Below are 24265 nucleotides of genomic sequence, written 5' to 3'. Positions count from 1 at the left end.
CCAAGCGTACATAATTCACGTCATGTTTAACCCCTCATCCGCATATTGCGCGCAGTCCTCAGAGAACGGAGACGCACCATGAACATGCAGACATCAAACGTCGTGGCCCCTCCACCGCCAAAGCGGTTGGAAGAAATGAAACTGCCCATCGTCATGATGCGCGACATCATCATCAAGACGATATTCCGCAAAAACATTGATCTGGTCAGCGAACTGGCTGCCGCTGTCTGCCTGCCAATCCCTGTCACGCAGGAGCTGGTCGATATGGCCCGCACCCAGCGCTTGATCGAGGCAACAGGCACACTCAACGCCAACAATGGCAACGAGATGGGGTATCAGCTGACCGATACCGGGAAGGCGCGCGCGCTGGATGCCTTGGCACAGTCCGAATACTTCGGTCCCATGCCTGTGCCGCTTGACGTCTACCGCGAGCAGGTCAAACGCCAGTCGGTCCGCAATATTCAGGTGACGCGCGAACAATTGCTCGGTGCCATGGGCCACTTGGTTCTGCCCGACAGCCTGTTGGATCACTTGGGTCCTGCGGTCAGCGCAGGCCGGTCGATCCTCATGTACGGCCCTCCCGGAAACGGCAAATCCTCGATCTCCAACGGTATCCGCGATGCGCTGGGCGACAAAATTTATGTCCCTTTTGCAATCGAATACAGCTCACAGGTTATCACAGTTTTCGATCCCATCGTGCATTCGAAGGCCGAAGAGAACATTCAGGACCCCAATTCCCTGCGGCGTGTCACGCGGTTTGATACCCGGTACGTCTGCTGTGAACGGCCGACCGTCATCACCGGCGGTGAGCTTACGACAGACATGCTGGATCTTGTTTATAACCCGACAGCCAAAACCTATCAGGCCCCGCTACAGCTGAAATCCACCGGTGGTATCTTCATCGTGGACGACCTTGGTCGTCAGAAAGAACCACCACAGAGCATTGTAAACCGCTGGATTGTTCCGCTTGAAGAAAGCAAGGATATCCTTGCGCTGCAATCAGGTGAGAAGTTCGAGGTGCCATTCGATACGCTTGTTATCTTCTCGACCAACTTCCACCCGAACGAGATTTTTGACCAAGCTGCCTTGCGTCGTATTTTCTTCAAGATCAAGATCGATGGCCCCAACCAACAGAACTTCCTCAAGATTTTCGCGATGGTCGCGAAAAAGCGCGGAATGCCTTTGGACGAGGCGACACTGGTTCACCTGCTTAAGGTGAAGTACCCGACCATCGAAAACATCTATGCCAACTATCAGCCGATCTTTTTGATCGACCAGATGATTGCGATCTGCGAATTCGAAGGCATCCCTTACCAGATGTCGCCTGACCTTGTGGACCGCGCTTGGGCAAACATGTTTGTGAAAGAGGAACACATCGTTAAGTAAGGCTGTCGCATCGCGAGCGCCGAACCGACCGAACTGCGATTACTTGGCGCGCGAGACCTGTACTTTGTAGGCTCCGTGACGTGCAGCGGTATAGATGTTTTCAAGCGTAATGCTGTTGCGGCCAAATGTGACAGAGCCGTGCGAGCCGAGGCTACAAGAGTATTCAATCTGACCGCTGCGGGCCGAAAACTTGCACTTATTAGTGCGCCCGTCCGGCAAGGTCCAATTCACCTTGCAGGTACCGTCGATGGTCATGGATGTCACCCCGTTAAAAGACCCTTGCATTGTTCCCGACCAAGAGCCTGCCACCGCGTCGCAATTGGTTTTGGCCGACGCGTCCCCTGCCATCAGTGTGAGACCAGTCGAAAGGGTCACAGCGCAAATTGCCGTTTTCATTGTAACACCTGCCAAAATAAAATCCTCCATAGGCTGTCGTGTGAAAACAAAACACACTTCCGGGATTTTGCCAAAGTAATCCGGGTCTATCTTCCCAAGCTCTGTTTTTTGATCGGGGCGGGATTGGAATGCGCCTGCTTGCATGGAAAGATGCCCTGACAAACGAGGGGGTATTCATGATTACGGTGGCAGGATGCGGGCGCATGGGTGAACCGATGCTTGATGCGTTGCGCGCAGCAGGGTTCGATACTCGCGGATTTGACGTCAGACCGAAATCGCACGACAGCATCACGGATGAGGTGGAGGGCCTAGTAGATAAGACCGAAACGCTGATCTCGGTCGTGCGGGATATTGCACAAACCGAAGAAGTCCTTTTCGACGTGCAGGCCTTTGCGCACGGTCAGCATCTTTCGCGTGTTATCATATGCTCGACCCTCTCCCCCCGTTACGTCAAAAAACTGAGAGACCGCATGCCCGCGCATATCGCGCTGATCGATGCCCCAATGTCAGGGGCGCAGATCGCGGCAGAGGAAGCACGGCTGAGCTTTATGCTGGGTGGCAGTCCTGCCGATCTGGATGCGGCACAACCGCTTTTTGATGCGATGGGTGCGCATTTCCACCGGATGGGTGATTTCGGCGCCGGTATGCAAGCAAAGGTGCTGAACAATCTGTTAGCCGCCTCCAACACAGCTATGACACGGCTGGTGCTGGATTGGGCGGATGAGGCCGGTCTGGACGAAAACAAGCTGCTTGCACTCATTCACACCTCATCTGGTCAAAACTGGTTTGCTTCCGGTTTCAACGATATCGAATTTGCCCGCGACGGCATGGCCGAAGACAACAGCATCGGCATTCTCGTCAAGGACGTGGCAAGCGCGCTGGATGCTGCCCCCCAAACCGCCGACGTTGGCCTGCCGCAACAGGTGCAAACAGCCATCCGGGCGCTTAAACCCCGCCCTGTCTAAGCTACATGGATGAGGGCTGGCCGCCGACCTGCGCCATGCTAGATACTTTTCAATGAGTGCCCTTCCGCAGAAATTCCAAGACTGGTTCACCACCAAAGGCTGGTCGATCCATCCGCACCAGCAAAAGATGCTGGAACGTGCGGACGACCCTGCCCTGTTGCTGATTGCTCCTACGGGGGGCGGCAAAACCCTTTCGGGGTTCCTTCCCACGCTGATTGATCTGGCCGACGGCGATCATCAAGGGATGCACACACTCTACATCTCGCCGCTCAAAGCGCTTGCGGCTGATATTAAACGCAACCTGACCACGCCGGTTGAAGAGATGGGCCTGCCCATCACCATTGACGAGCGTACCGGAGACACCACCCAGACGCGGCGGAAAAGACAGCGTGCCGATCCGCCCAACATTTTCCTGACCACGCCTGAAAGCCTCGCGCTGCTGGTCAGCTACGAAGACGCGCCACGTATGTTCAAAGGCCTAAAGCGGGTGGTCATCGACGAAATTCACGCATTGGCAGAGAGCAAGCGCGGTGACCAGATGATGCTGGCCTTGGCGCGCCTGCAAACGTTGTGTCCTAATCTCAAGCGGGTCGGGTTATCGGCAACCGTGGATGACCCCGCTGCGATTGCCCATCTAATGGCACGTCATCCGGATCCTTGTGAGATTCTGATGGCCGATCCCGGACCAGCCCCCGACATCCAGATGCTGCGTACGGAGGAGGCACCGCCTTGGTCCGGGGGTGGTGCCGCCTATGCGATCCATGCGGTTCTTGAACAGGTCAAACAACACAATACGACGCTGATTTTCCACAACACACGCGCACAGGCCGAGATATTCTTTCACAACCTTTGGCTGGCGAATGACGAAAGCCTTCCCATTGGCATTCACCACGGATCGCTGGACCGTGAACAAAGGGCGCGCGTCGAAGCGGCGATGGTGCGTGGCGACTTACGGGCGATTGTCTGTACAGGCAGCCTTGATCTGGGAATCGACTGGGGGGATGTTGATCTGGTCATCCAGATCGGCGCGCCCAAGAACGTCAAACGTTTGGTGCAGCGTATCGGCAGGGCCAACCACCGCTACAACGCTCCGTCCAAGGCCCTGCTTGTTCCTGCCAACCGTTTCGAGGTCGTCGAATGCGTTGCGGCCCTTGATGCTGTCCTTGCCGGTGATCTTGATGGTGAGCCCAGAGGTGCCGGACCTCGGGATGTTCTGTGTCAGCACATCCTGATTGTAGCCTGCGCAGGCCCATTCGATGCCGACCGTCTTTATGCCGAGGTCACATCAGCGGGCGCATACAGCGCTTTGTCGCGGTCGGATTTCGATGCCTGTCTGGATTTTTGCGCCACCGGTGGATATGCGCTGCGGGCTTATGACAAATGGCAACGGCTGGTGCAGCGACCTGACGGATGCTGGCAATTGCGCGACCCGCGTGCGACACGCAATATCCGAATGAACATCGGTACCATTCAGGACAAGGATACCCTCAAAGTGCGCATGCGGCGCAACCGTGGGGGCAAGCCACTGGGTGAGATTGAAGAGGGGTTCGCAGCAACCCTTACCCCCGGCGATACATTTCTGATCGGCGGTCAGATCGTCAAATACGAAGGCCTGCGCGAGATGACCGTTGAGGTCAGCAGGGATGCTGCCAAAAAGCCCAAGATCGCCACATTCATGGGCACCAAGTTCGCGACATCGACACAGCTTTCTGCGCGGGTGCAGCAGATGTTCACGCAGGAAAGCTGGCCCGAACTTCCCGACCATACCGCCGCGTGGTTGTCCTTGCAGCGAGAGGTAAGCCAGTTGCCCCAACCGGGCAGACTGTTGATCGAAAGCTTCCCGCATGATGGCAGAGAGCAGACCGTTGTTTACGGTTTTGCCGGCCGCAACGGGATGCAAACCCTTGGATTGCTCCTGACCAAACGAATGGAGGAGCTAGGACTGCATCCCATGGGCTTTGTCGCTACCGACTATGCCTTGCTTATCTGGGGATTGGATGCCGTCCAGGACCCCGGCCCGTTGTTTGATCTGGCAGCCCTTCAGGACGGGCTTGAGGTCTGGCTTGCGGGTAATGCTGTGATGAAACGCACCTTTCGTGCCTCGGCGACCATCGCGGGGCTGATCGAGCGCAATTCGCCGCAAGCGCGCAAGACTGGCCGACAAGCGACATTCTCGAGCGATATTCTTTATGACACGTTGCACAAATACGAACCCGATCACCTGATGATGCAAATCACCCGCGAAGAAGCACTGCGCGGTTTGGTCGATTTCGGACGCATCGAAGAAATGATGGCACGGATTGGCAACCGGATTGACCACCTTCACCTGCCGCGCGTCACCCCACTTGCCGCACCGCTCTTTCTCGAAATGGGAAGGGTGCCGGTTAAGGGGGATGCGGAAGAGCGTTTGCTGGCCCAAGAGGCCGCACGCCTGATGGAGGCATCCGGTCTGGCGCAGATTACGCCGCCACCTGCGGATAAGCCGCGTTGGCGGGTCGGGTATTGATAGATTTGGATGTGATTGATCCGGCCATGTTTGGGGCTGCTCCAACCGCGCTCACCATAACCAACCCGATCACTGAGTTGACCACTTGCCAATCGCGCCGATTTCAAACATGAACAAAGGATGAACTCGCACGATTTCACCCTCGCTGGCGCACAGCTCAAGGCGCTTAATACCGGTGCGCTTTGGTGGCCCGACCAAGGCATTCTATGCGTGAGCGATTTGCACTTGGGCAAGTCCGAACGGATCGCGCGGCGCGGCGGTATAACCCTCCCCCCCTATGAGACGCGCGACACGCTGACCCGACTGGCCGCCGATCTGGCCCTGACGCATGCCCGCACGGTGATTTGTCTTGGAGACAGCTTTGATGATCTAAGTGCGGCGCAGGCCCTGCCCGAAGAGGAGCGGTTGTGGATCGCCCGACTGCAAGCTGGCCGCCGATGGGTCTGGGTCGAAGGCAATCATGATCCCGGACCAGTCGATCTGGGCGGGAGCCACCTGGCTGAGTTGCCACTGGCACCTCTAACTTTTCGCCATATCGCGGAGCCGGGCGCAAGCGGCGAAATTTCAGGCCATTACCATCCCAAAACAAGCGTTGCTTTGGGGGGTCGTACGGTCACCCGTCCGGCGTTTCTATACGACAGTGACCGGCTCATCATGCCCGCGTATGGCACTTACACTGGTGGTCTCAGCACGCAAAACAATGTTTTGCAAAACTTGATGCGTGCAGAAGCCTGCGCCGTTCTGACCGGCAAGACGGCCCTTCCCGTACCCATGCAAAGGATCGCATCATGAACGCGGCTGAAACAGACCGGATACACGACAGCTTTGCACGCCAAAGTATGATGGAGACATTCGGTGCGACCCTTATCGACGTATCGGCAGGTTTGGTTCGCATCAGTGCTCCCATCTTGCCGGGAAGCCGACAGCAACAAGGGTTTGGGCACGCTGGGCTTACCTTTTCAATTGGCGATTCCGCTGCGGGGTATGCCGCCTTGACGATGCTGCCTTTGACATCCGAAGTCGTTACCGCTGAGATCAAGATCAATCTGCTTGCTCCTGCACGGGGCGAGCGTTTGATTGCGACAGGGCGTGTAGTGAAACCCGGCAAACGTCTGTGTGTTGTCACGTCAGAAGTACATGCGGAAGCGGACGGGAAAAGCACTCTGATTGCAATTCTCCAAGGGACGATGGTGCCCGTTCCCCTCTGAGGCTCAGAACAAGCCCGCCTCCTTGGCCGCAGCGCGGTAGGTGCGGCTGACCGGCACCTCTGACCCGTCTGACAGGATCAGAACATCGCGGCCCTTTTCGCGCCGGTGTGCGGTGACTGCATCAAGCGCGACCCAGTGGGAGCGGTGCACAAGCAGTCCTTTCACACCTGACAGCTCTTGCGCTGCGTCCCCTAACCGCATCAGGATCATCGCCGACCCTTTGCTCGTCACAACGTTCAGATAGTGATCCTGTGCCTCAAGCCGGATCAGCGGACCGCGCTGCGCCAGTGGCAGGCGTTGCATGAATTGCGACACGGTATCGGGCTTTGGCGGTGCTACCACTTCCGGCATCGGCCGCGCGATTTCGATCAGCCAGAACGCAGCGTGCACCGAGACAACCGATGTCCCGACAGTAAACAGAAGATAGCCCAGTTGTCCGAAAGCCAGCCATGCGTCGAACAGAAGGATGTTGAGGCCCCAGATCATGACGCTCAGAACAAGTGTGAACAGAGCCCAGAGGCCAACGCGGAGAGGCGAAGGCAGATTGTCTGTGCGCATCAACAGAATGCTGCCCACAACTGAAACCGCCGCGATGATGCCCCAATAGCCGAACCGTTCCGCCCACCCCAGTGCGTCTATCGTGCCGAAGGGTCCGGCGATGGTGCAAATGACTGTGACCAATAACCAGATGCCCACGGGCACTCTGGCTTTGCGCCATTCACGAAGCGTGAAATGCGACATGTATCTGTGCGTAACCATTCACGTATTCCCTGCGTCACTCACGTAATCCCCGTCGCGGCTTAGCATTCTCTGCCTCTATTCCCAAGGCAGCTTATGTTTAAGGAGATCATCGATGAATTTCGCCCCCCTCACGACTGCCGCAATCGCCGTTCAAATCCACGCCTGCCTTGCGTTCTTTGCCGTTGCACTGACCATCGCGATTTTTAGTATTCCAAGGGGCAGCCGCCTGCACCGGTGGTTCGGATGGACGTGGGTTTTAATGATGGTAGGCGTTGCGCTCAGCAGCTTCTGGATATTCGAGATACGCCTGATCGGACCTTTCAGCCCGATACATCTGCTGTCTGCGTATGTCTTGGTGCAGCTTGTGTTTGCCGTGCGCGCCGCCCGTGCGGGGCGTATTCAGGAACACCGCAAATCCATGAAGGGCATGGTTTTTGGCGCGTTGGTCGTGGCCGGAGCGTTCACATTTCTCCCCGGCCGCGTGATGTATCAAGTGGTCTTAGGCGGTTAGCCCCTCCGGCTCTGCCAAGCCGTTGGCACGGCAGCAGGCGGTCACGGTGTTGGCCAGCAGACAGGCGATCGTCATCGGGCCAACGCCGCCCGGCACAGGCGTGATCGCACCGGCACGTGCCGCACAGCTTTCAAAGTGCACATCGCCGACAAGCTTGGTTTTCACTGTGCCGTCTTCTTTCAGGCCTTTTTCCGGCGCATCCAGACGGTTGATGCCAACATCGATCACAGTGGCCCCTTCCTTGATCCAGTCACCGGGCACCATTTCGGGGCGACCCACCGCCGCCACGACGATATCGGCGCGGCGCACAACTTCGGCCAGATCCTTGGTGCGGCTATGCGCGATGGTCACGGTCGCGCTGTCGTTCAACAGCAGTTGCGCCATTGGTTTCCCCACGATGTTGGAGCGGCCAATCACAACCGCATCCATGCCAGAAATGGACCCGTGATGATCGCGCAGCATCATCAAACAGCCCAGCGGCGTGCATGGCACCATGGATTTCTGACCCGTTCCCAGCAGCCCGACGTTGGAAATGTGAAAGCCGTCGACATCCTTGGCCGGAGAGATCGAATTGATGATCAGGTCTTCGTTCAGATGATCGGGCAAAGGCAGTTGGCACAAAATTCCGTGGATTTCCGGATCGTTGTTCAGCTCTTCGATCACGGCCAGCAGATCCGCTTCTGACGTGTCCGCATCCATCCGGCGCTCAACCGACTTCATGCCAACCTCAACCGTCATTTTGCCTTTGGAACGTACATAGACCTGTGATGCAGGATCTTCGCCCACCAACACCACTGCCAAACCCGGCGTAATGCCGTGATCGTTTTTCAGACGCGTGACATGCTCTCCAACCTGCGCTCGTACGCGGGCGGAAAATTCCTTGCCGTCGATAATCTGTGCTGTCATTTTTCTTCCCCTATCAATGCGTAAGGCGGGGAGAACCCCGCCATACTCCAGTCCGTAGGGCGGGATTAATCCCGCCACCCGTTTAGAACAATCCTTCGACTTCGCCTGCGTCATTCAACCCGATGCTTTCAGCGGAAGGCACGCGTGGCAGACCCGGCATGGTCATGATCTCACCACAGATGGCGACAACAAAACCGGCACCGGCACTCAGACGCACTTCACGCACAGGAATGTCGAACCCCGTAGGCGCGCCGCGTTCGTTCGGATCGGTGGTAAAGCTGTACTGCGTTTTCGCCATACAGACCGGCAGATTGCCATAGCCCTGCTCTTCCCAGTCTTTCAACTGGTTGAGGATCTTCTGATCCATCTGGGCGCTGTCCGCCCGGTAGATTTTCGTGGCAATCGTATTGATCTTGTCGGCCAGTGACATGTCATCAGGATAGATCGGCGCAAAGTTGCTTTCGCCCTTCTCGATTGTCTCGACCACTTTGGTTGCCAGATCGGCAGACCCTTCGGAGCCAAGCTCCCAGTGGCGCGACAGGACAGCTTCGGAGCCTTGGGTGGCCACGTAGTCCTTAACCGCCTGCACTTCGGCATCGGTGTCAGTGACAAAGTGGTTGATCGCGACGACAACCGGCACGCCGAAAGATTTCATGTTTTCGATGTGACGGCCAAGGTTCGCACAGCCGTTTTTGACCGCGTCCACGTTTTCCTCGCCCAGATCGGCCTTGACCACGCCGCCGTTCATCTTCATCGCGCGGACCGTCGCTACAACCACAACCGCTGAAGGGGCAAGCCCCGCTTTGCGGCATTTGATGTTGAGGAACTTCTCGGCACCCAAGTCAGCACCGAAGCCTGCTTCGGTCACAACGTAGTCAGCCAGTTTCAGCGCCGTTGTGGTCGCAATGACAGAGTTACAGCCGTGGGCGATGTTCGCGAAAGGACCGCCATGCACAAAGGCCGGGTTGTTCTCGAGCGTCTGAACGATGTTGGGTTGCATCGCGTCTTTCAGCAGAACGGTCATTGCGCCGTGCGCTTTGATGTCACGTGCAAAGACCGGCGTTTTATCGCGGCGGTAGGCCACGATCATCGCACCCAGACGTTCCTGCAAATCGGCAAGGTCTTTGGCCAGACAAAGGATCGCCATCACTTCGGAGGCCACGGTGATGTCAAAACCAGCCTCACGCGGGAAGCCATTGGCCACGCCGCCCAAAGATGCTGTGATCTGGCGCAGCGCGCGGTCGTTCATATCGACGACACGGCGCCAGACAACGCGGCGTGTGTCGATCTCAAGGCTGTTGCCCCAATAGATGTGGTTGTCGATCATCGCCGACAACAAAGAGTGCGCCGAAGTGATCGCGTGAAAATCGCCCGTGAAGTGCAGGTTCATTTCTTCCATCGGAACGATCTGTGCGTAGCCACCGCCAGCCGCGCCACCCTTCATCCCGAAATTCGGGCCAAGCGACGCTTCACGGATGCAGACCGCAGCCTTTTTGCCGATGCGGTTAAGGCCATCGCCCAAACCAACGGTTGTAGTTGTTTTACCTTCGCCCGCAGGTGTCGGGTTGATCGCGGTCACAAGGATCAGTTTGCCGTTTTCATTGCCCTGAACAGAGTTGATGAAATTCTGCGACACTTTCGCTTTGTCGTGGCCATAAGGCAGCAAGTCGTCACTGCCGATGCCCAACTTCGCACCAATTTCCTGAATCGGGCGCTTTTGCGCTTCGCGTGCAATTTCAATGTCGGTTTTGAAAGCCATCTGAGAATCCCCTTCTGCCCACAGGCAATGTTCCTTGCCCTGTCATACAGGGCCAGACCATCAAAGAGAGGTCGCTTTTCCGACATTTCCGCTCTCCGATGCGGCGGACTGCCGCAGTAGCGTTTCGTTTCGGAAACGAATGCTATCAGAGGTGCTTCCAGGGACGCTGACCGGGAATATGAAGGCGCAGGACATCTCCGACCTTTAAAGCTCCTTCCCGTTCGACCCATGCGCAGACACCGCGCCTGCCTAATGCCGCAGCCTTGAAAGCTTTGCCATGCCCAGGGGATTCCTTTTCAATCTCGCGGGCCGGAAAGTTGCACGGACCGTTGAGCATATCGATCACGATGGTTGTGCCGTTCTCGGCCTGAAGTCGCGCATTTGGCGGGATGTGGGTGAAGTCATCAATCCCCTCAACCACAATCGACGCGCCCATCAGGACAGGGTCCAGCGCGTCCAGCCCGATGTCAGCCGCAATGCCGGCCAGTTCCTCGGCGGAAACGATAGAGAATTGTCGCACATTTCGGATTTCGGTCCCCTCGGGATGTTGTGACTTCACACGCACACAGGACTTCCGCGTCAGCCCGGCATGGTACGCCCCCTCAAAGCCTGCATAGGTCGCAAATGCTTCGGTGATCGGCTCTGACCGGATGTTCGGCCGGTCCTGCGGCACCTTGCCCATCCAGACAATTCTCGCGTGGTGATCTGTTGGTATCAGTTCCGGCATGATGCATCCCTTATAGTTTCGCTGTCAGCATGCGAAGAACCCGTACGAAAGAAAAGGCCCCGCCCAAAGCGGAGCCTGATGTTATTTTGTGAGGTGCAGATCACTAACGGTGATCGGTGAAAGCATCACACGGAGGGTTCCGGCTCAAGGCCGCCATCCTCTGGCGGCGTCTTCTTGCCTTTGCCTTTGGCTTTTGGAATGGCTGTCAGGCTGGGCGTATCGCCCTTGTCGCCATCGTCGTCATCGTTTTCAGCAACAGGTGGCAGGCCGTCCATCACACGCTGGATTTCACCACCGGTGAGTGTTTCATATTCCAACAGACCCTGCGCCAGACGCTCGAACTTTTCTTCGTTCTCTTTGATCAGTTTCACCGCCCACTCGTAGCCGTCCTGGATGAACTGCTGTACCTCTTTCTCAACCAGCTCTTTGGTGCTGGCCGAAACGGAGAAGCCACCGGTGCTGCCCTGATAGCCTTGTGCCGCCTCGGAGTAGTCGATGTTCCCAACCTTGTCGGACATCCCCCATTGCAGAACCATTGCACGTGCCAGCGCGGACGCTTGCATGATATCGCCTGCAGGGCCGTTTGATACAGCCTCTTCGCCGTACTTGTGAATCTCAGCGGCTTTGCCAGCCATGGTCATGGCCAAACGCTGTTTGCATTCGTCCTTGAACATGTTCAGGCGGTCCATTTCAGGCAGGCTCATCACCATTCCAAGCGCACCACCGCGCGGAATAATCGTGGCCTTATAGACCGGATCACATTTCGGCAGAAGCATCCCCACCAGCGCGTGACCCGCTTCGTGATAAGCTGTCATTTCCTTCTGCGCTGCGGTCATAACCATGGAGCGGCGCTCGGCCCCCATCATGATTTTGTCCTTTGCGGATTCGAAATCAAGCATTGTGACAAAGCGGCGGCCCAGACGGGCAGCACCAAGGGCTGCTTCGTTCACAAGGTTCGCCAGATCAGCACCCGAGAACCCCGGCGTCCCGCGCGCGATAATCCGAAGATCAACGTCAGGGCCAAGCGGCGTTTTGCGGGCATGGACGCCGAGAATTTTCTCGCGGCCCTTGATGTCAGGGTTGCCGACGGTGACCTGACGGTCGAAACGACCGGGGCGCAGCAGCGCAGGATCCAGCACGTCTTTACGGTTTGTTGCCGCGATGATGATAACACCTTCGTTGGCTTCAAAACCATCCATCTCAACCAGAAGCTGGTTCAAAGTCTGTTCACGTTCGTCGTTGCCGCCGCCGTAACCGGCACCACGGTGGCGACCCACGGCGTCGATCTCGTCGATAAACACGATACAGGGCGCGTTCTTTTTGGCCTGCTCAAACATGTCCCGGACGCGGGAGGCACCCACACCAACGAACATCTCTACAAAGTCTGAACCCGAGATTGTGAAGAACGGCACGCCTGCTTCACCTGCAATGGCGCGGGCCAGAAGCGTTTTACCGGTACCGGGAGGGCCCTCAAGCAAAGCACCCTTGGGAATTTTACCGCCGAGACGCGAGAATTTCTGTGGATTGCGCAGGAACTCAACGATTTCCTCAAGCTCTTCCTTGGCCTCATCGATGCCGGCAACATCGTCAAACGTCACACGGCCATGCTTTTCGGTCAGCATCTTGGCCTTCGATTTGCCAAAGCCCATTGCGCCACCTTTGCCGCCGCCCTGCATCCGGTTCATGAAATAGATCCAGACACCAATCAAAAGCACGATCGGCAAGAGCGACATCAGAAAGGTCTGAAAGCCAGACTGCTGTTGCGGACGGGCCTGCAACGGCACATTGTTGTCGATGAGCAGATTGGTGATCTCTGCGTCTTCAGGCTTTATCGACACATAGTCAGCGCCGTCCGCCTTGCGGAAGCGCACCTGCTCACCATCAAGGGTGGCATTGCGCACTTCACCGTTTTCGACAGAGTTCACAAATTCGGAATAGGTGACCTCGTTGCTTTGTAGATTGTTACCGGAGCCGCTGAACAGATTGAACAACGCCAGCACCAAAAGCATCAAAACGACCCAAAAAGCGAGGTTGCGTACATTTCCCAAGGGGATTCTCCTAAATTCCTTTGGTCTTCCAATAAGGTCAGACCTGTTGGCGCATCAAGGCCGCGCCGATTATCCTATAAGATAGAGACGATGGCCGCAGGTTCAATGCGATAATAGTGCGGCAAAAAGCGTATCCGGCAATTCATTCAGTTCAGCACGCCAGTTTTGCGGGAAACCGGCATGGGGAGCGGCGATCAATGAGTCCCCGAACCAGATGGCAGGTGTGGATTGCAGCATCACATGTGGCAGGCCGGTTGCACGCCAGTCAGGACATTGTTCCAACCCTTCAAGCCCAAGCGCTTTGATGCGCAGGTCATGGTGATGCACTGTCGGGTGCTGCGAAACCATTTTCCAACGATTGTCCCATAGTTGGTCCGTGGCGCAGGCCACATTTCGCACCGCGTTAAATTCGCGAAAAACCCAGATATTGTCGCCGATACAGCGGATGTGGCAGCCGTCCAGCGTACCTGCCTTTCCTTTGCGCACTCCGGAAAGCAAGCTTTCGATTGCGCTGCTGCGCGGCGCATAGCGGGCGCCGCTGACCCAGTTAATACATTTGACCATCAATCGGCGCTGTACTTCGTCAGGTTGCAGCCGCAGGCCGGTTTCTTCGATCAGCAATGCGCCATCCTTGATCTGGACAATCTGCTTTGCTGCCAGAAACGTATGCCAATCAAGCGCCTTGCGGGCCTGTGCCATGTGTTTTGCAACTTCGCCCAAAGCGTCGACATCAATCCCCAAAGGGGCGAGCAGATCAAGCGCCTTGCGGGCTCTGATCCGGTCATAGCGTTCGTCTTCGTTACTGGGGTCACTCACCCATGTGATGTCTTGATTTGTCAGATATGTCTTGAGGGTCTGACGCTTGGTCTGCAGCAGGGGCCGGACCCATGTGATCCCTTCGCGCACGGTACGCGGCCGCATCGCGGATAGCCCGTCTACGCCCGAACGCCGGGCAATACGCATAAGAACCGTTTCCGCCTGATCGTCTGCTGTGTGGCCCACCGCAATCGTGTCGATCCCGTTAGAGGATGCCCAAGCAGCCATCTTGCTGTAACGCGCTTCACGCGCGGCATTCTGAAGATTGCCCTCGCCGTCCCAATCCTGCCAGACGAGCGTATCATGGGGCACACCAATCTTTGCGCAGTGTCGCGCCACGCTGTCGGCTTCTTCGGTGGAGGCTTCCCTAAGCCTGTGATCGACGGTTACGGCACGCAGCTTGATATCGTGGATTGCACAGAATTCGCTAAGCAGATGTAACAACGCCATTGAATCACTGCCGCCTGAAACCGCAACACCCATCGTCTGGGGCGGATGAGGCATAAACGCCTCGGAGACGTATTCAGTGAGGCGTTCCGGCATACGTTACGTACACCCGATATTTCGGCGTTGATCCTGTGCCTGACTTGCTGCTGTACTTTGCGGGAACCGCAGACCGACTTCACCAAGCGTGGTGCAGGCCTCCTGCGTCTGACCCAACACGCCCAATGTCCGGCCCAGTTCATAAAGCGCCTGCGGGGCAAGTGCGCCCTCGGGATCGGTGCTGAAGCTTGCCAGATAGGCGCGTGCTGCCTCTTTCGTGTCACCGAGTTTGTCGAGCGCATCACCACGGCGCAAATCGGCTTCGGCGGCTAGCGGTCCGCCCGGATAGGTCTGATTGAAGGTCGCAAAGAGGTCAGCGGCGGTGCGAAAGTCACTGGATGCGAGCGCCTCCTGCGCCCGCTCGAAGTCAGCCGCTTCACCAACCGCAAGCGAGGCTTGATCAGTCGGCGTGGCCGGTGCCGTCAGAGGTGCTGCCACGGCGGTTTGTCCGTCACCCCCAAGCGTTGATGTCTCTCCGAGCGCCGAGATATCGCCGCCCTCCAGTTCGACCAGACGGAACTCAAGATCGCCGATCCGCGAGGTTCCATCCGCCACGATCCGGTTGATCCGGTTTTCCATCTCTTCGCTTTTGGCTGTCAGGCGTGACAGCTCGCTTTCCATGGCGGACACCCGGTCCAGCACGGATGCGCCCGCAGTATTCACCCCTGCGCCACCGGTCGTGGACAGTTCACGACGCAGCTTTTGCACTTCCGTATAGAGCATCGTCAGTTCCTGACGCACATCTGCAAGGGTCTGGCTGTCTTGTGCGACACCCATAGCCGGCGCAAAAGCGACCCCCAGTACAAATGCCGTGATATACCGCAGTTTCATGGTCATACGTCCTTAGCTGCTCAGACCACCGGCAAGCACAGTGACCGCGCGGCGGTTTTTGGCATAGCACGCTTCGTTCGAGCAAATCTCGATCGGGCGTTCCTTGCCATAGCTTACGACTTTCAGCCGCGATGCCGGAACGCCTTTCGAGATCAGGTATTCCTGAGCCGCATTCGCACGACGCGCGCCGAGTGCGAGGTTATATTCCCGCGTGCCCTGCTCGTCCGCGTGACCTTCGATCACTGCACGGTAGTCGGAATTGGTCAGCAACCATTGCGCCTGACCATTCAACGTGGCCTGACCCTCGGGTGTCAGATTGGATTGATCCACCAAGAACAACACGCGGTCGCCGACGGACTGTTGGAAAAATGCGGTTGAGGTTGGATCGTTGGCACTGCCGGGGACGATACCGGTGTTGGCACCTGCGCCAAGTGTCCCACCTGCATCGGCACCGTCCGCACCAAAACGGTCGGGGTTGGTACAGGCGCTCAGGCCCAGAACGGCAACCAATAGGCTGCTTGTTACAAAACGCTTCATCTTCAGACTGCCTCTGTTCTTTGTTGGAATTTGATTAGCATATTCATGCGTAAATGGGAATTGGTCGGGGACTGCACCCCGATCACTTTTGCAATGGGGACCAAGATGGGTCCGATCCACCCGACGGTGTGCTGACAGGACGCAGGTTCCGTCCCGAGATATCGACAGAGTAAAGCGTCGACGATCCGGCAGCACCTTGGGTTTCGCGGGCAAACATAATTACGCGACCATTCGGAGCCCACGTCGGACCTTCGTCCAGAAACGATGCTGTCAGCAGACGTTCCTGTGATCCATCAAGACGCATCACGCCGATGTGGAAACGTCCCTTGTTCTGCTTAGTGAACGCGACCAGATCACCGCGTGGAGACCATACCGGCGTGCCATAGCGGCCTTCACCAAAGGAAATTCGCTGCGCTTCTCCACCCGTTGCAGGCATGACGTAAAGCTGTTGTGATCCCGAGCGGTCGCTTTCGAACACAATGCGAGAGCCGTCCGGCGAATAGCTTGGGGCGGTCTCAATTGCAGGTGTATTCGTCAGCCGGACGGACTGCCCGCTGTTGATATCCATGGAGTAGATATCTGTATTGCCACCTTGGGTCAGCGAATAGACAACTGTCTGGCCAGAGGGCGAGAACCTCGGCGCAAAGCTCATGGTGCCTTCAGCGCTCTCTAGGACGCGGCGCTGCACGGACCCGATATCAAGCACATAGATGCGCGGAAATCCGCTTTCGTAGCTGGTATAAAGCACCCGGTCGCCCGACGGGGAGAACCGTGGAGCCAGAACGATTGAACCAGAATCAGTCAGGTATTGTACGTTGGCCCCGTCATAATCCATGATCGCCAACCGTTTCTTACGGTCATCTTTCGGCCCGGTCTCCGATACATAGACCACACGGCTGTCGAAGTACGGCCCTTCGCCGGTAATGCGCGCATAGACCGCATCGGCCACCTTGTGCGCCATCCGTCGCCAGCCATCCGTGGTGCCGGAAAACTGCAAGCCGCTGCCCAGCTCCGCGCCCGAGAACACATCATAGAGGCGGAATTTCACGTTTACGTTGCCACCTTGAACATTGACCGCTCCGGTGACCAGCGCCTGCGCATTGATTGCTTTCCAGTCCGCGTATTGTACGGGCGCATTGAAGTCACTGACGGTGGAAATAAACGCCGACGAAGGAATTTCACGGAAAAGGCCCGTTCCGGCAAGGTCTTCTGCGACAACGCGTGCCAGATCAGCAGCCATCTGCGCCGATTGTGCGCTTTCGGGTTGGAAGGACGGCACCGCAAAGGGAAGCGGTTCGATGATCGCCTCGTCAATGATGATGCGCAGGGGTTCCTGCGCCTGAACCGCGCCGCCGATACACAGGCCAATCCCCATGCAGATGCTCATAAACAGATTTTTCATATGTGACGCGTCCTTTCTTCAAGAGGCGTGGTCAATGTGTCGCTTAAACTGATCGCGCAGTTCAGGGGAAACAACGAATGCTTCGCCCCGTATTCGGGTGTCAGACCTTTCAGCCTAAACCGACTGTACTGCCGAACGCTCATCTCAGCCCCATCTTTCTGGGATCAAAAGTCATCTCGATGTTCTGCCATTGGCTGAACTTGTCAGCAGGCAGGTTATAGCCGCCAGACCCGCAACGGATAATGGCGCGTCGGGCGGAATCGTAGACCCTTTGTGCCGCGGCATCCGATCCCCCTGAGCTGCTGATCTGACGGATGCTCTCGATGACGGGCGTGCCGTTCTTGTTCATCTGGAGGCCGATCACCACGGTTGTGCCGAGCGCCTCGGAGGATAGTGACCCGATATTCCAGCATTTCGACACAGCTACACGCAGCGCGTCTTTCTCCCCCGCTGACAAGGGCGGACCACTCGGGGCAGCCACCGCTTCCTGCGCGGCCTGCAACGCGGCAAGGACATCATCGTTCTGCACAGGGGTCGACGGCTGCTCGGTCGGGGCAGCAGGCACTTCTGCAGCAGGTTCGGAACTCTCCGCAACCTGCGGAGCGGGACGTGCGGGCGCGGCCGGTCTGCGTCCGGGCGGTCTGCTGGACTGCGCTGGTGCCTTGGTGGCTTCGGTGACAATCTCTGCAACAGCCTCTGGCGGCGCGGTCGCTTCCTGCGGCTCCTGCTCCTCCGCTTCGCCTGCGGCATCAGGCGCAACAGCCTCTTGCTGGTCAAGCTCGGGTGTCGCTTCCGGTTCAGGCTCGGCGACAGGCTCGGGGGCCACGCGCTCTACCGGACGCGGTGCCGCTTCGGGCGCGATCTCAGGCACCAGCACGGCAATATCACCCACCGGTTCAACCGGATCGGGGGGCGTTTCCTCGACCACCGGCTCGCTTATTTGCGGTGCCGTATCTTCGGGTGGCGCTTCTGTCTGAACCGGTGCGGGTTGTTCAATCGGAGTATCCTGTGAAGTCTCAACCTCAGGCACTTCTGGCTCTGCTTGCGGTGCCTCCGGTTGCGCCACTTCGGTCGCGCTTTGCGGGGCCTGCTGTGCGGCCATCAACGCCTCAAAATCAGCACCGCTAATCACCGACACCTCGGTCATCTCGAATGGTTCTGGCTCTGACGCAAACAGGCCGCCCAGTAGCAGCCAAGCAATCAGCCCCAGATGCCCTGCGCCGGAAATGTAATGGCCCCTGTGCATGGGATCAGTTCCCCGACGTCCCGCTGCCGTCCAGCGCGGGTCCGCCAATGTCTGTCACCAGTCCGATGTTCGAAAAGCCACCGGCGTTCAGCGCGCCCATGACTTCCATGACCTGACTGTAAGGCACAGCACCGTCTGCGCGCAGGAAAACACGGTCGCTTGCGCGCTCTGCCGCGATGCCACGCAAGCGAGTCAACAGCTGATCGCGCTCGACCGCAGTCGTCTGGATCTGCACTTCGCCCTCGGCGGTAAGCGTCACCGTCAGCGGCTCTTCCTGCTCTGTCGGCAGCGCCCCCGCCGCAGTCTTGGGCAATTCGACCGGCACACCGACGGTGAGCAACGGTGCCGCGACCATAAAGATAATTAGGAGTACCAACATCACATCCACAAATGGTGTGACGTTAATCTCCGCCATAGGCTGGGCGCGACCGCGTCTGCGACCCCGACCGCCCTGCTTTTTCACGACACCGGCACCCATAGATCAGCTATCCAACTGACGGCTGAGGATCGTGGCGAATTCATCCGAAAACGCCTCGTGATTGCCAATGATGCGTTCGCTGTCAGAGTTGAACTTGTTGTAAAAGATGACCGCGGGGATCGCAGCCAAAAGGCCCAGCCCCGTCGCCAGCAGCGCCTCGGCGATACCGGGGGCGACAACCGCGAGGTTGGTGTTTTGCTGTTCCGCAATCTCGATAAAGGCGTTCATGATACCGATCACGGTCCCGAAGAGACCAATGAAAGGCGCGGATGATCCGACAGTCGCCAAAACAGTCAGACCCTTTTGCAGTCTGTCTGCCTCTTTGGCGATGGCAACATCCATGCTCCGGTCGATCCGCGCCGTGGCACCGGGGATCAACCCGCCATCTTCGCGGTGCGACCTTCGCCATTCGGTCATGCCTGCCGCAAACACTTTTTCTGCTGGGCCATCCGGGTCCGCACCGATCTGGTCAAACAATCCGTCCAGCGGTTCTCCCGACCAGAACGCGCGATCAAAAGCTTCGGCGTCCGTGCGCGCACTGCGGTATTGGATGAATTTCTGGATGATGATCGACCAGGACCAGAAAGATGCAAAGATCAGCATGATCATTACAAGTTTTACGGTGAATGTCGCGCGTGCGAACAACCCCCACATTGAGAAATCAATCTCATTGGCCAATGCCAGCGTCTCTGCTTCCATATTCCTGCTCAATCTATACCGCTTACCGCGGGCCACTGCCTCTGGCTTCGTTTTCGAAGCTCATTTAGCGAGAACCTACCCAGAACCAAGAGCGAAAGCCAGAAGAATGGGATTAGGACGCTGGATCTACCAGCTGTCGGCGGAGTTTTGCTGGCAGACGGGTCGGTTTTCCGGCTGTGCTCATGCAAACGGCCGTAACCTTCGCGCGGAATATGACCTTGCCCTCGCGCAGGACCTCTTGGTCGAACATCCAGCGCACCGCCCCTTTGGCATGATGTGTCGTGCGCACCTCAAGCCGGTCGCCGAACCTTGCAACCCCGATATAATCCGCCTCAACACGTGTGATGACAAAGACTACATCGTCATCCCGCATGGCACGCTGGTCCACGCCCAATTGTTCCACAATGTCAGAGCGCGCGCGTTCGATGTATTTGAGGTAGTTGGCGTAATAAACGATGCCAGCCATATCCGTGTCTTCATAAAAGATTCGGACCGCAAACGAATGTGTCATTGCACTGCTCCTATCCGTGCCGCCAACCGCAGTGCGAAACTGGCGTCCTGCGCCACCGCAGGCAAGACCGGATCATAGGCCGCCCGTATCACACCGGAAATGTCGGGGCGCAGCGCGGTGGTGTCGCCTGCCATCATCAAGGCGGAGCGGTCCTGAAATGCAGTATCCGACCAGAGCACCATAGATTGCACAACCTGGCTTAGCGCCAAAGTCTGGGCTGGCACTTCGCTCAGATGTTGGTCCATCCGCAGAAAGACGAAACACGCCTTGATGGCCCCCTGCTCGTCAAAGCGGAAAAACCTGTACTGGTTGGCGTCCGCCTTTTGGAGACGTGCAACCAGCGGCGCAAGATCCGGCACCAGCCGGTCCATGCCGGGTACATCCAACAGCTCTGCCCAGTCAGAAAAGAAGAACATCATCAGGTTCGACCCCAACTCCGCGTCCATCTCGCCCATCTCGTGTCCGGCCAGATCACACATGGAGGAAATTGCATCCCTGACGACACCCAGCGTCGCATCATCCACGCCAAAAACCACCGGACAAATCGGCCGCCCCCAGCGTGCAAACAGAAAACTCCCGTCTGCTCTGGTGAACAAGCTTTCAACCTGTGCAACATCCATCTTCAATTGGCCCTTAAATTCAATCCTGCGGGTTCACCCGAACAAATCGCTTTGCGACTTAGGCGGTGTCATCCCCAAATGCGTCCATGCTTTCTGCGCCAGCATCCGTCCGCGCGGTGTGCGCTGGATCAGCCCTTGCTGCAAGAGAAACGGTTCAATCACTTCTTCCAGTGCATCGCGGCTCTCTGACAGCGCAGCCGACATTGTCTCGATCCCCACAGGGCCGCCCTGATAATTCTCCGCAATCAAACGCAGATACCGCCGGTCAGCGCCATCCAGCCCCAGATGATCCACACCCAGCCGCGTGAGCGCCATATCAGCAAGTTCCCGGGTTACACGCCCGTCCCCCTCAACCACGGCGAAATCGACAACGCGGCGCAGCAGGCGCCCCGCAATGCGAGGTGTACCGCGTGCGCGTTTGGCGATCTCGCGCGCGCCCCCTTCATCCGCAGGCGCGCCCAGTTTGCGGGCGTTGCGGTCTACGATGATGAACAATTCATCCTCGGTATAGAACTGCAACCTTGTCGGGATGCCAAAGCGGTCGCGCAGCGGTGTGGTGAGCAGGCCCATCCGTGTGGTGGCACCCACAAGTGTGAAAGGCTGCAATTCGATGCGCACCGTGCGGGCCGCCGGACCTTCGCCAATAACCAAATCCAGCTCAAAGTCCTCGAGCGCCGGGTACAACACTTCTTCGACCGCAGGGTTCAGCCGGTGGATTTCGTCAATGAACAGCACGTCACGCGCTTCAAGGTTCGTCAGGATCGCCGCAAGATCACCCGCCTTGGCCAGCACCGGCCCGGACGTCATTCTGAAGCCGACCCCAAGCTCCCGAGCCATGATTTGTGCGAGTGTGGTTTTACCCAAACCGGGCGGGCCATGAAACAACGTGTGATCCATCGCTTCGCCACGCTGCTTTGCCGACTGGATAAAGACGGCAAGATTTGAACGTGCTTCGGCCTGACCCACAAATTCCGCCAGCAGTTGCGGCCGCAAAGCGCGGTCGAAGTCTTCTGGCATCGCTTCGGGCCGCACGGTGGGATCAATTTCTGTCACTATGGTCTTTCATGCGAAGAAAGCCCCGCAAGGCTTGATGACCGCATCCTACTCTTTCGGAGCGAGAAGTTTCAACGCAGCACGGATCAGCGTCGGCGTGTCAGCCCCTTCGTTTTCCGAAGCCGCCTGCGCGACGGCTCCAGCTGCATCTCCGGGGCCATACCCCAGATTGCCAAGTGCCGACAATGCCTCTGACTGAGCGGAGGCATTCTGCGGGGCTTGCGCCTTCACTTGCCCTTCCGGATCAATCACGGTTTCAATAACTTCAGCCTCTCCTTCACCAATGGCTTGCGCCAGTGTTCCGGTCATCGCCATCATGCTGGGTGCCTTGTCCTTGAGGTCGAGCACAACACGTTGCGCGATTTTCGGGCCTACGCCCTTCGCAGCTTTGACGGCATTCCAATCCCCCAACGCAATGGCACGGCTGACGCCGTCATGCCCCAGCGTTCCCAGAATAGCCAACGACGCCTTGGCACCCACACCCTGCACAGAGGTCAGCAAACGGTGCCATTCCTTTTCCACCAATGTCTGAAACCCGAACAGCTGCAAAAGGTCTTCGCGCACAACCAGATCGGTATAAAGTGCGGTCACTTCGCCAACGGCGGGCAAGGCTGCCAAGGTGCGGTCAGAGCAAAAGACCAGATACCCGACCCCCCTGACATCAATCAGGATGTGATCCGTTGCACGATAGTCGATCCGACCTGTGATTTTGCCGATCATGCGCTTGCCCTTGCCACGGCGGCATCCAAAGCCCCGTTGCCCCCGTGATGCGCGTGGCAGATTGCGATGGCGAGAGCATCAGCTGCATCAGGCCCCGTCAGGACCACACCGGGCATCTGGATTTTGACCATGTGTGCCACCTGCCCCTTATCTGCATGGCCTACACCAACGACGGTTTTCTTGATCTTATTCGGGGCATATTCGCCGATGGACAATCCAGCTTGGGCCGGCACCAGCATCGCGATGCCGCGCGCCTGTCCCAGTTTCAGCGTTCCTGCTCCGTCTTTGTTCACAAATGTCTGCTCCACCGCTGCCGTTTCCGGGCGGTAAGTCTGAAAAACCAATGTCAGTTGCTCATGCAGTGACAGCAGACGCTGTGCCAGATCAGTGCCCTGAGAGTGACAAATTCCGTTCGCAACATGCGAAATCCGGCTTCCTGCCACGTCGATCACACCCCAACCAAGGTTTCGCAACCCCGGATCAATACCGATTACCCGCATGATATCCCTGACTTCACTCGATTTGTTGTTTTTTTGATGCACTAGCACGAAACGCGAACATCCGCCAAGCATTTTGCGGGTAACGCCTATTCGCGACACCACTGATGTCGCTTTTGAGAACCCTTGCATAAAAACGCGCTCTGAAGGGCAAAAAGCGACAAACCAAGCATCGCAATTTTGCCATACTTTACGGAGGGTTAACTACGAATTCACCTATGCATAAAATGCAGATCACACATGCATTCTGATGCGTTGCAAAGCGTTTTCATTCCGCCCATATGCGCAGCACATCGCCGAGAAAATCGGCATCATTTTTTAGACATAAGGACGGCTCACATGGCAGCTTTCGACACATCCCGCACCGCATACGGCTCCTCCGCAGCCGCATCCTCCCTGATCTCACGCATGTTCGCATCCGTCGTAAGCTGGAACGACGCTCGCGTTACCCGCAAGGCGCTGTCTTCTTTGACAGACCGCGAACTGGAAGACATCGGTCTCATCCGTGGCGACATCGAAGGTGTAGCACAGACATCTTTCTTCCGCTGAAAAACTGATCCGGCAAGGATAACCTTTGCCGGACCTTTCAGTACCGAACTGTAGAACATAAAAAGGCCGCGCTCTGATTTTCAGAAGCGCGGCTTTTCATTGCCTTGGAGAAGCGAAATTCTTGGTGCAGCTGGAAGGCTGCGATGCGCCCGTTTAGCGGACGACTGGAGAGATTGAGCCGACTACTGCTTCGGTAACGGGATCGATCTTGAGCGCCTTAGCCCCCACTTTTTCGATGATCGTACCGCTTTCGAGCTTTGCCACACGCTCGTTATAGGTAATGGGACCGACCGCGGCCAATGTGAAGGCCTTGAAGCCGAAGAAGCCAACAGCCACCAATAGTAGCAAGCGCACTGCGCTGACACCGCGAACACGGCGTCTGCGTGGCTTGGCTACGATCAGACCGTCTTTGCCGACCTTTGTGGAATAGCCGTGTGTCATGCTCGAATGCTTTTTGCCAAGCATTTTCAAGCGCTTTTCAAAATGGTCGTGCGTTTCAACCGTTGCAGGCATGGTGTGTCTTTCATCAACAATCGGCCCCCACCGTTGTTAAGAAAGTATTAGCCAACGAATGTGGCAAAATCTGGGCAGCTGCCCCTATTTCACCTTA

General features: G+C 57.3%; 26 protein-coding genes. 7 read left to right on the top strand and 19 right to left on the bottom strand.

Features of this window, described 5'->3' with window-relative positions; all coding sequences use genetic code 11:
- Positions 1-78: 78 nt before the first annotated feature.
- Positions 79-1386 (top strand): ATP-binding protein, encoded by a 1308-nt coding sequence (locus Z946_RS0113205; RefSeq protein WP_025056208.1) that lies wholly within the window; start codon positions 79-81, stop codon positions 1384-1386.
- Between the two features lie 39 nt (positions 1387-1425).
- Here Z946_RS0113205 and Z946_RS0113200 read toward each other — a convergent pair whose 3' ends face one another.
- Entirely contained in the window at positions 1426-1782 is a 357-nt protein-coding gene (locus Z946_RS0113200) for a hypothetical protein (RefSeq protein ID WP_152540581.1), read from the bottom strand.
- A 128-nt stretch (positions 1783-1910) separates the two neighbouring features.
- On the opposite strand from Z946_RS0113200, the gene Z946_RS0113195 reads away from it, so the two are divergent.
- From Z946_RS0113195 to Z946_RS0113180, 4 genes are all read left to right on the top strand, one after another.
- Entirely contained in the window at positions 1911-2747 is an 837-nt protein-coding gene (locus tag Z946_RS0113195; RefSeq protein ID WP_241461335.1) for an NAD(P)-dependent oxidoreductase, read from the top strand.
- A gap of 52 nt (positions 2748-2799) precedes the next feature.
- Positions 2800-5253: a ligase-associated DNA damage response DEXH box helicase gene (locus Z946_RS0113190; protein ID WP_025056205.1), complete on the top strand. Its 2454-nt coding sequence runs from the start codon at positions 2800-2802 to the stop codon at positions 5251-5253.
- A 120-nt stretch (positions 5254-5373) separates the two neighbouring features.
- Positions 5374-6045 carry a ligase-associated DNA damage response endonuclease PdeM gene (gene pdeM, locus Z946_RS0113185; protein ID WP_025056204.1) on the top strand — a complete coding sequence of 224 codons (672 nt, stop codon included), beginning with the start codon at positions 5374-5376 and terminating at the stop codon, positions 6043-6045.
- Positions 6042-6461, top strand: a complete 420-nt coding sequence (locus Z946_RS0113180) for a PaaI family thioesterase (protein ID WP_025056203.1) — start codon at positions 6042-6044, stop codon at positions 6459-6461. The genes pdeM and Z946_RS0113180 overlap by 4 nt, the downstream gene beginning before the upstream one ends.
- 3 nt (positions 6462-6464) lie before the next feature.
- On the opposite strand, the gene Z946_RS0113175 is transcribed toward Z946_RS0113180, so the two are convergent.
- Positions 6465-7220: a LytTR family DNA-binding domain-containing protein gene (locus tag Z946_RS0113175; protein ID WP_025056202.1), complete on the bottom strand. Its 756-nt coding sequence runs from the start codon at positions 7218-7220 to the stop codon at positions 6465-6467.
- A gap of 94 nt (positions 7221-7314) precedes the next feature.
- Here Z946_RS0113175 and Z946_RS0113170 point away from each other — a divergent pair, with 94 nt between their 5' ends.
- On the top strand, positions 7315-7713 hold the full coding sequence (locus tag Z946_RS0113170; protein WP_025056201.1) for a DUF2306 domain-containing protein: 399 nt from the start codon (positions 7315-7317) through the stop codon (positions 7711-7713).
- Here the strand turns inward: Z946_RS0113170 and folD are convergent.
- The 16 genes from folD to ruvC form a co-directional block, all read right to left on the bottom strand.
- The gene (folD, locus tag Z946_RS0113165) at positions 7702-8619 is read right to left on the bottom strand and encodes a bifunctional methylenetetrahydrofolate dehydrogenase/methenyltetrahydrofolate cyclohydrolase FolD (RefSeq protein WP_025056200.1); all 918 of its coding nucleotides are present in this window, start codon (positions 8617-8619) and stop codon (positions 7702-7704) included. The two genes, Z946_RS0113170 and folD, sit on opposite strands and share 12 nt — an antisense overlap.
- A gap of 82 nt (positions 8620-8701) precedes the next feature.
- The gene (locus Z946_RS0113160) at positions 8702-10378 is read right to left on the bottom strand and encodes a formate--tetrahydrofolate ligase (RefSeq protein WP_025056199.1); all 1677 of its coding nucleotides are present in this window, start codon (positions 10376-10378) and stop codon (positions 8702-8704) included.
- A gap of 145 nt (positions 10379-10523) precedes the next feature.
- Positions 10524-11105, bottom strand: a complete 582-nt coding sequence (locus Z946_RS0113155) for an MOSC domain-containing protein (protein ID WP_025056198.1) — start codon at positions 11103-11105, stop codon at positions 10524-10526.
- Between the two features lie 125 nt (positions 11106-11230).
- Positions 11231-13153 (bottom strand): ATP-dependent zinc metalloprotease FtsH, encoded by a 1923-nt coding sequence (gene ftsH, locus Z946_RS0113150; RefSeq protein WP_025056197.1) that lies wholly within the window; start codon positions 13151-13153, stop codon positions 11231-11233.
- Between the two features lie 102 nt (positions 13154-13255).
- On the bottom strand, positions 13256-14512 hold the full coding sequence (tilS, locus tag Z946_RS0113145; RefSeq protein ID WP_025056196.1) for a tRNA lysidine(34) synthetase TilS: 1257 nt from the start codon (positions 14510-14512) through the stop codon (positions 13256-13258).
- Positions 14513-14515: 3 nt separating this feature from the next.
- Positions 14516-15343 (bottom strand): tol-pal system protein YbgF, encoded by an 828-nt coding sequence (gene ybgF, locus Z946_RS0113140; RefSeq protein WP_025056195.1) that lies wholly within the window; start codon positions 15341-15343, stop codon positions 14516-14518.
- Between the two features lie 12 nt (positions 15344-15355).
- Positions 15356-15880 carry a peptidoglycan-associated lipoprotein Pal gene (gene pal / locus Z946_RS0113135; RefSeq protein ID WP_025056194.1) on the bottom strand — a complete coding sequence of 175 codons (525 nt, stop codon included), beginning with the start codon at positions 15878-15880 and terminating at the stop codon, positions 15356-15358.
- 82 nt (positions 15881-15962) lie between these two features.
- Positions 15963-17282, bottom strand: coding sequence for a Tol-Pal system beta propeller repeat protein TolB (tolB, locus tag Z946_RS0113130; protein ID WP_025056193.1), 1320 nt, complete (start codon positions 17280-17282; stop codon positions 15963-15965).
- Positions 17283-17421: 139 nt separating this feature from the next.
- On the bottom strand, positions 17422-18528 hold the full coding sequence (locus tag Z946_RS0113125; protein ID WP_025056192.1) for a hypothetical protein: 1107 nt from the start codon (positions 18526-18528) through the stop codon (positions 17422-17424).
- A gap of 4 nt (positions 18529-18532) precedes the next feature.
- Positions 18533-19006 (bottom strand): protein TolR, encoded by a 474-nt coding sequence (gene tolR / locus Z946_RS0113120; RefSeq protein ID WP_025056191.1) that lies wholly within the window; start codon positions 19004-19006, stop codon positions 18533-18535.
- 3 nt (positions 19007-19009) lie between these two features.
- The gene (gene tolQ / locus Z946_RS0113115) at positions 19010-19705 is read right to left on the bottom strand and encodes a protein TolQ (protein WP_025056190.1); all 696 of its coding nucleotides are present in this window, start codon (positions 19703-19705) and stop codon (positions 19010-19012) included.
- A gap of 112 nt (positions 19706-19817) precedes the next feature.
- Positions 19818-20216, bottom strand: coding sequence for a YbgC/FadM family acyl-CoA thioesterase (locus Z946_RS0113110; RefSeq protein ID WP_025056189.1), 399 nt, complete (start codon positions 20214-20216; stop codon positions 19818-19820).
- Entirely contained in the window at positions 20213-20836 is a 624-nt protein-coding gene (locus Z946_RS0113105) for a hypothetical protein (RefSeq protein WP_025056188.1), read from the bottom strand. The genes Z946_RS0113110 and Z946_RS0113105 overlap by 4 nt, the downstream gene beginning before the upstream one ends.
- A 33-nt stretch (positions 20837-20869) precedes the next feature.
- Complete coding sequence (ruvB, locus tag Z946_RS0113100; protein WP_025056187.1) at positions 20870-21889, bottom strand: Holliday junction branch migration DNA helicase RuvB; 1020 nt, start codon at positions 21887-21889, stop codon at positions 20870-20872.
- Between the two features lie 48 nt (positions 21890-21937).
- Positions 21938-22609, bottom strand: a complete 672-nt coding sequence (ruvA, locus tag Z946_RS0113095; protein WP_025056186.1) for a Holliday junction branch migration protein RuvA — start codon at positions 22607-22609, stop codon at positions 21938-21940.
- The gene (gene ruvC, locus Z946_RS0113090) at positions 22606-23109 is read right to left on the bottom strand and encodes a crossover junction endodeoxyribonuclease RuvC (RefSeq protein WP_152540580.1); all 504 of its coding nucleotides are present in this window, start codon (positions 23107-23109) and stop codon (positions 22606-22608) included. Before ruvC ends, ruvA begins: the two co-directional genes overlap by 4 nt.
- Before the next feature lie 336 nt (positions 23110-23445).
- Between ruvC and Z946_RS0113085 the strand changes: the two genes are divergently transcribed.
- Entirely contained in the window at positions 23446-23655 is a 210-nt protein-coding gene (locus tag Z946_RS0113085; protein WP_025056184.1) for a DUF1127 domain-containing protein, read from the top strand.
- Positions 23656-23808: 153 nt separating this feature from the next.
- Here the strand turns inward: Z946_RS0113085 and Z946_RS0113080 are convergent, their stop codons facing one another.
- On the bottom strand, positions 23809-24120 hold the full coding sequence (locus tag Z946_RS0113080; protein WP_206537783.1) for a hypothetical protein: 312 nt from the start codon (positions 24118-24120) through the stop codon (positions 23809-23811).
- Between the last annotated feature and the right edge of the window lie 145 nt (positions 24121-24265).

Source organism: Sulfitobacter noctilucicola, from assembly GCF_000622385.1.
GTDB classification, from domain to species: domain Bacteria; phylum Pseudomonadota; class Alphaproteobacteria; order Rhodobacterales; family Rhodobacteraceae; genus Sulfitobacter; species Sulfitobacter noctilucicola.
Note: the sequence above shows the minus strand (reverse complement) of the source record. Positions and strands in the feature narration are given on the sequence as shown.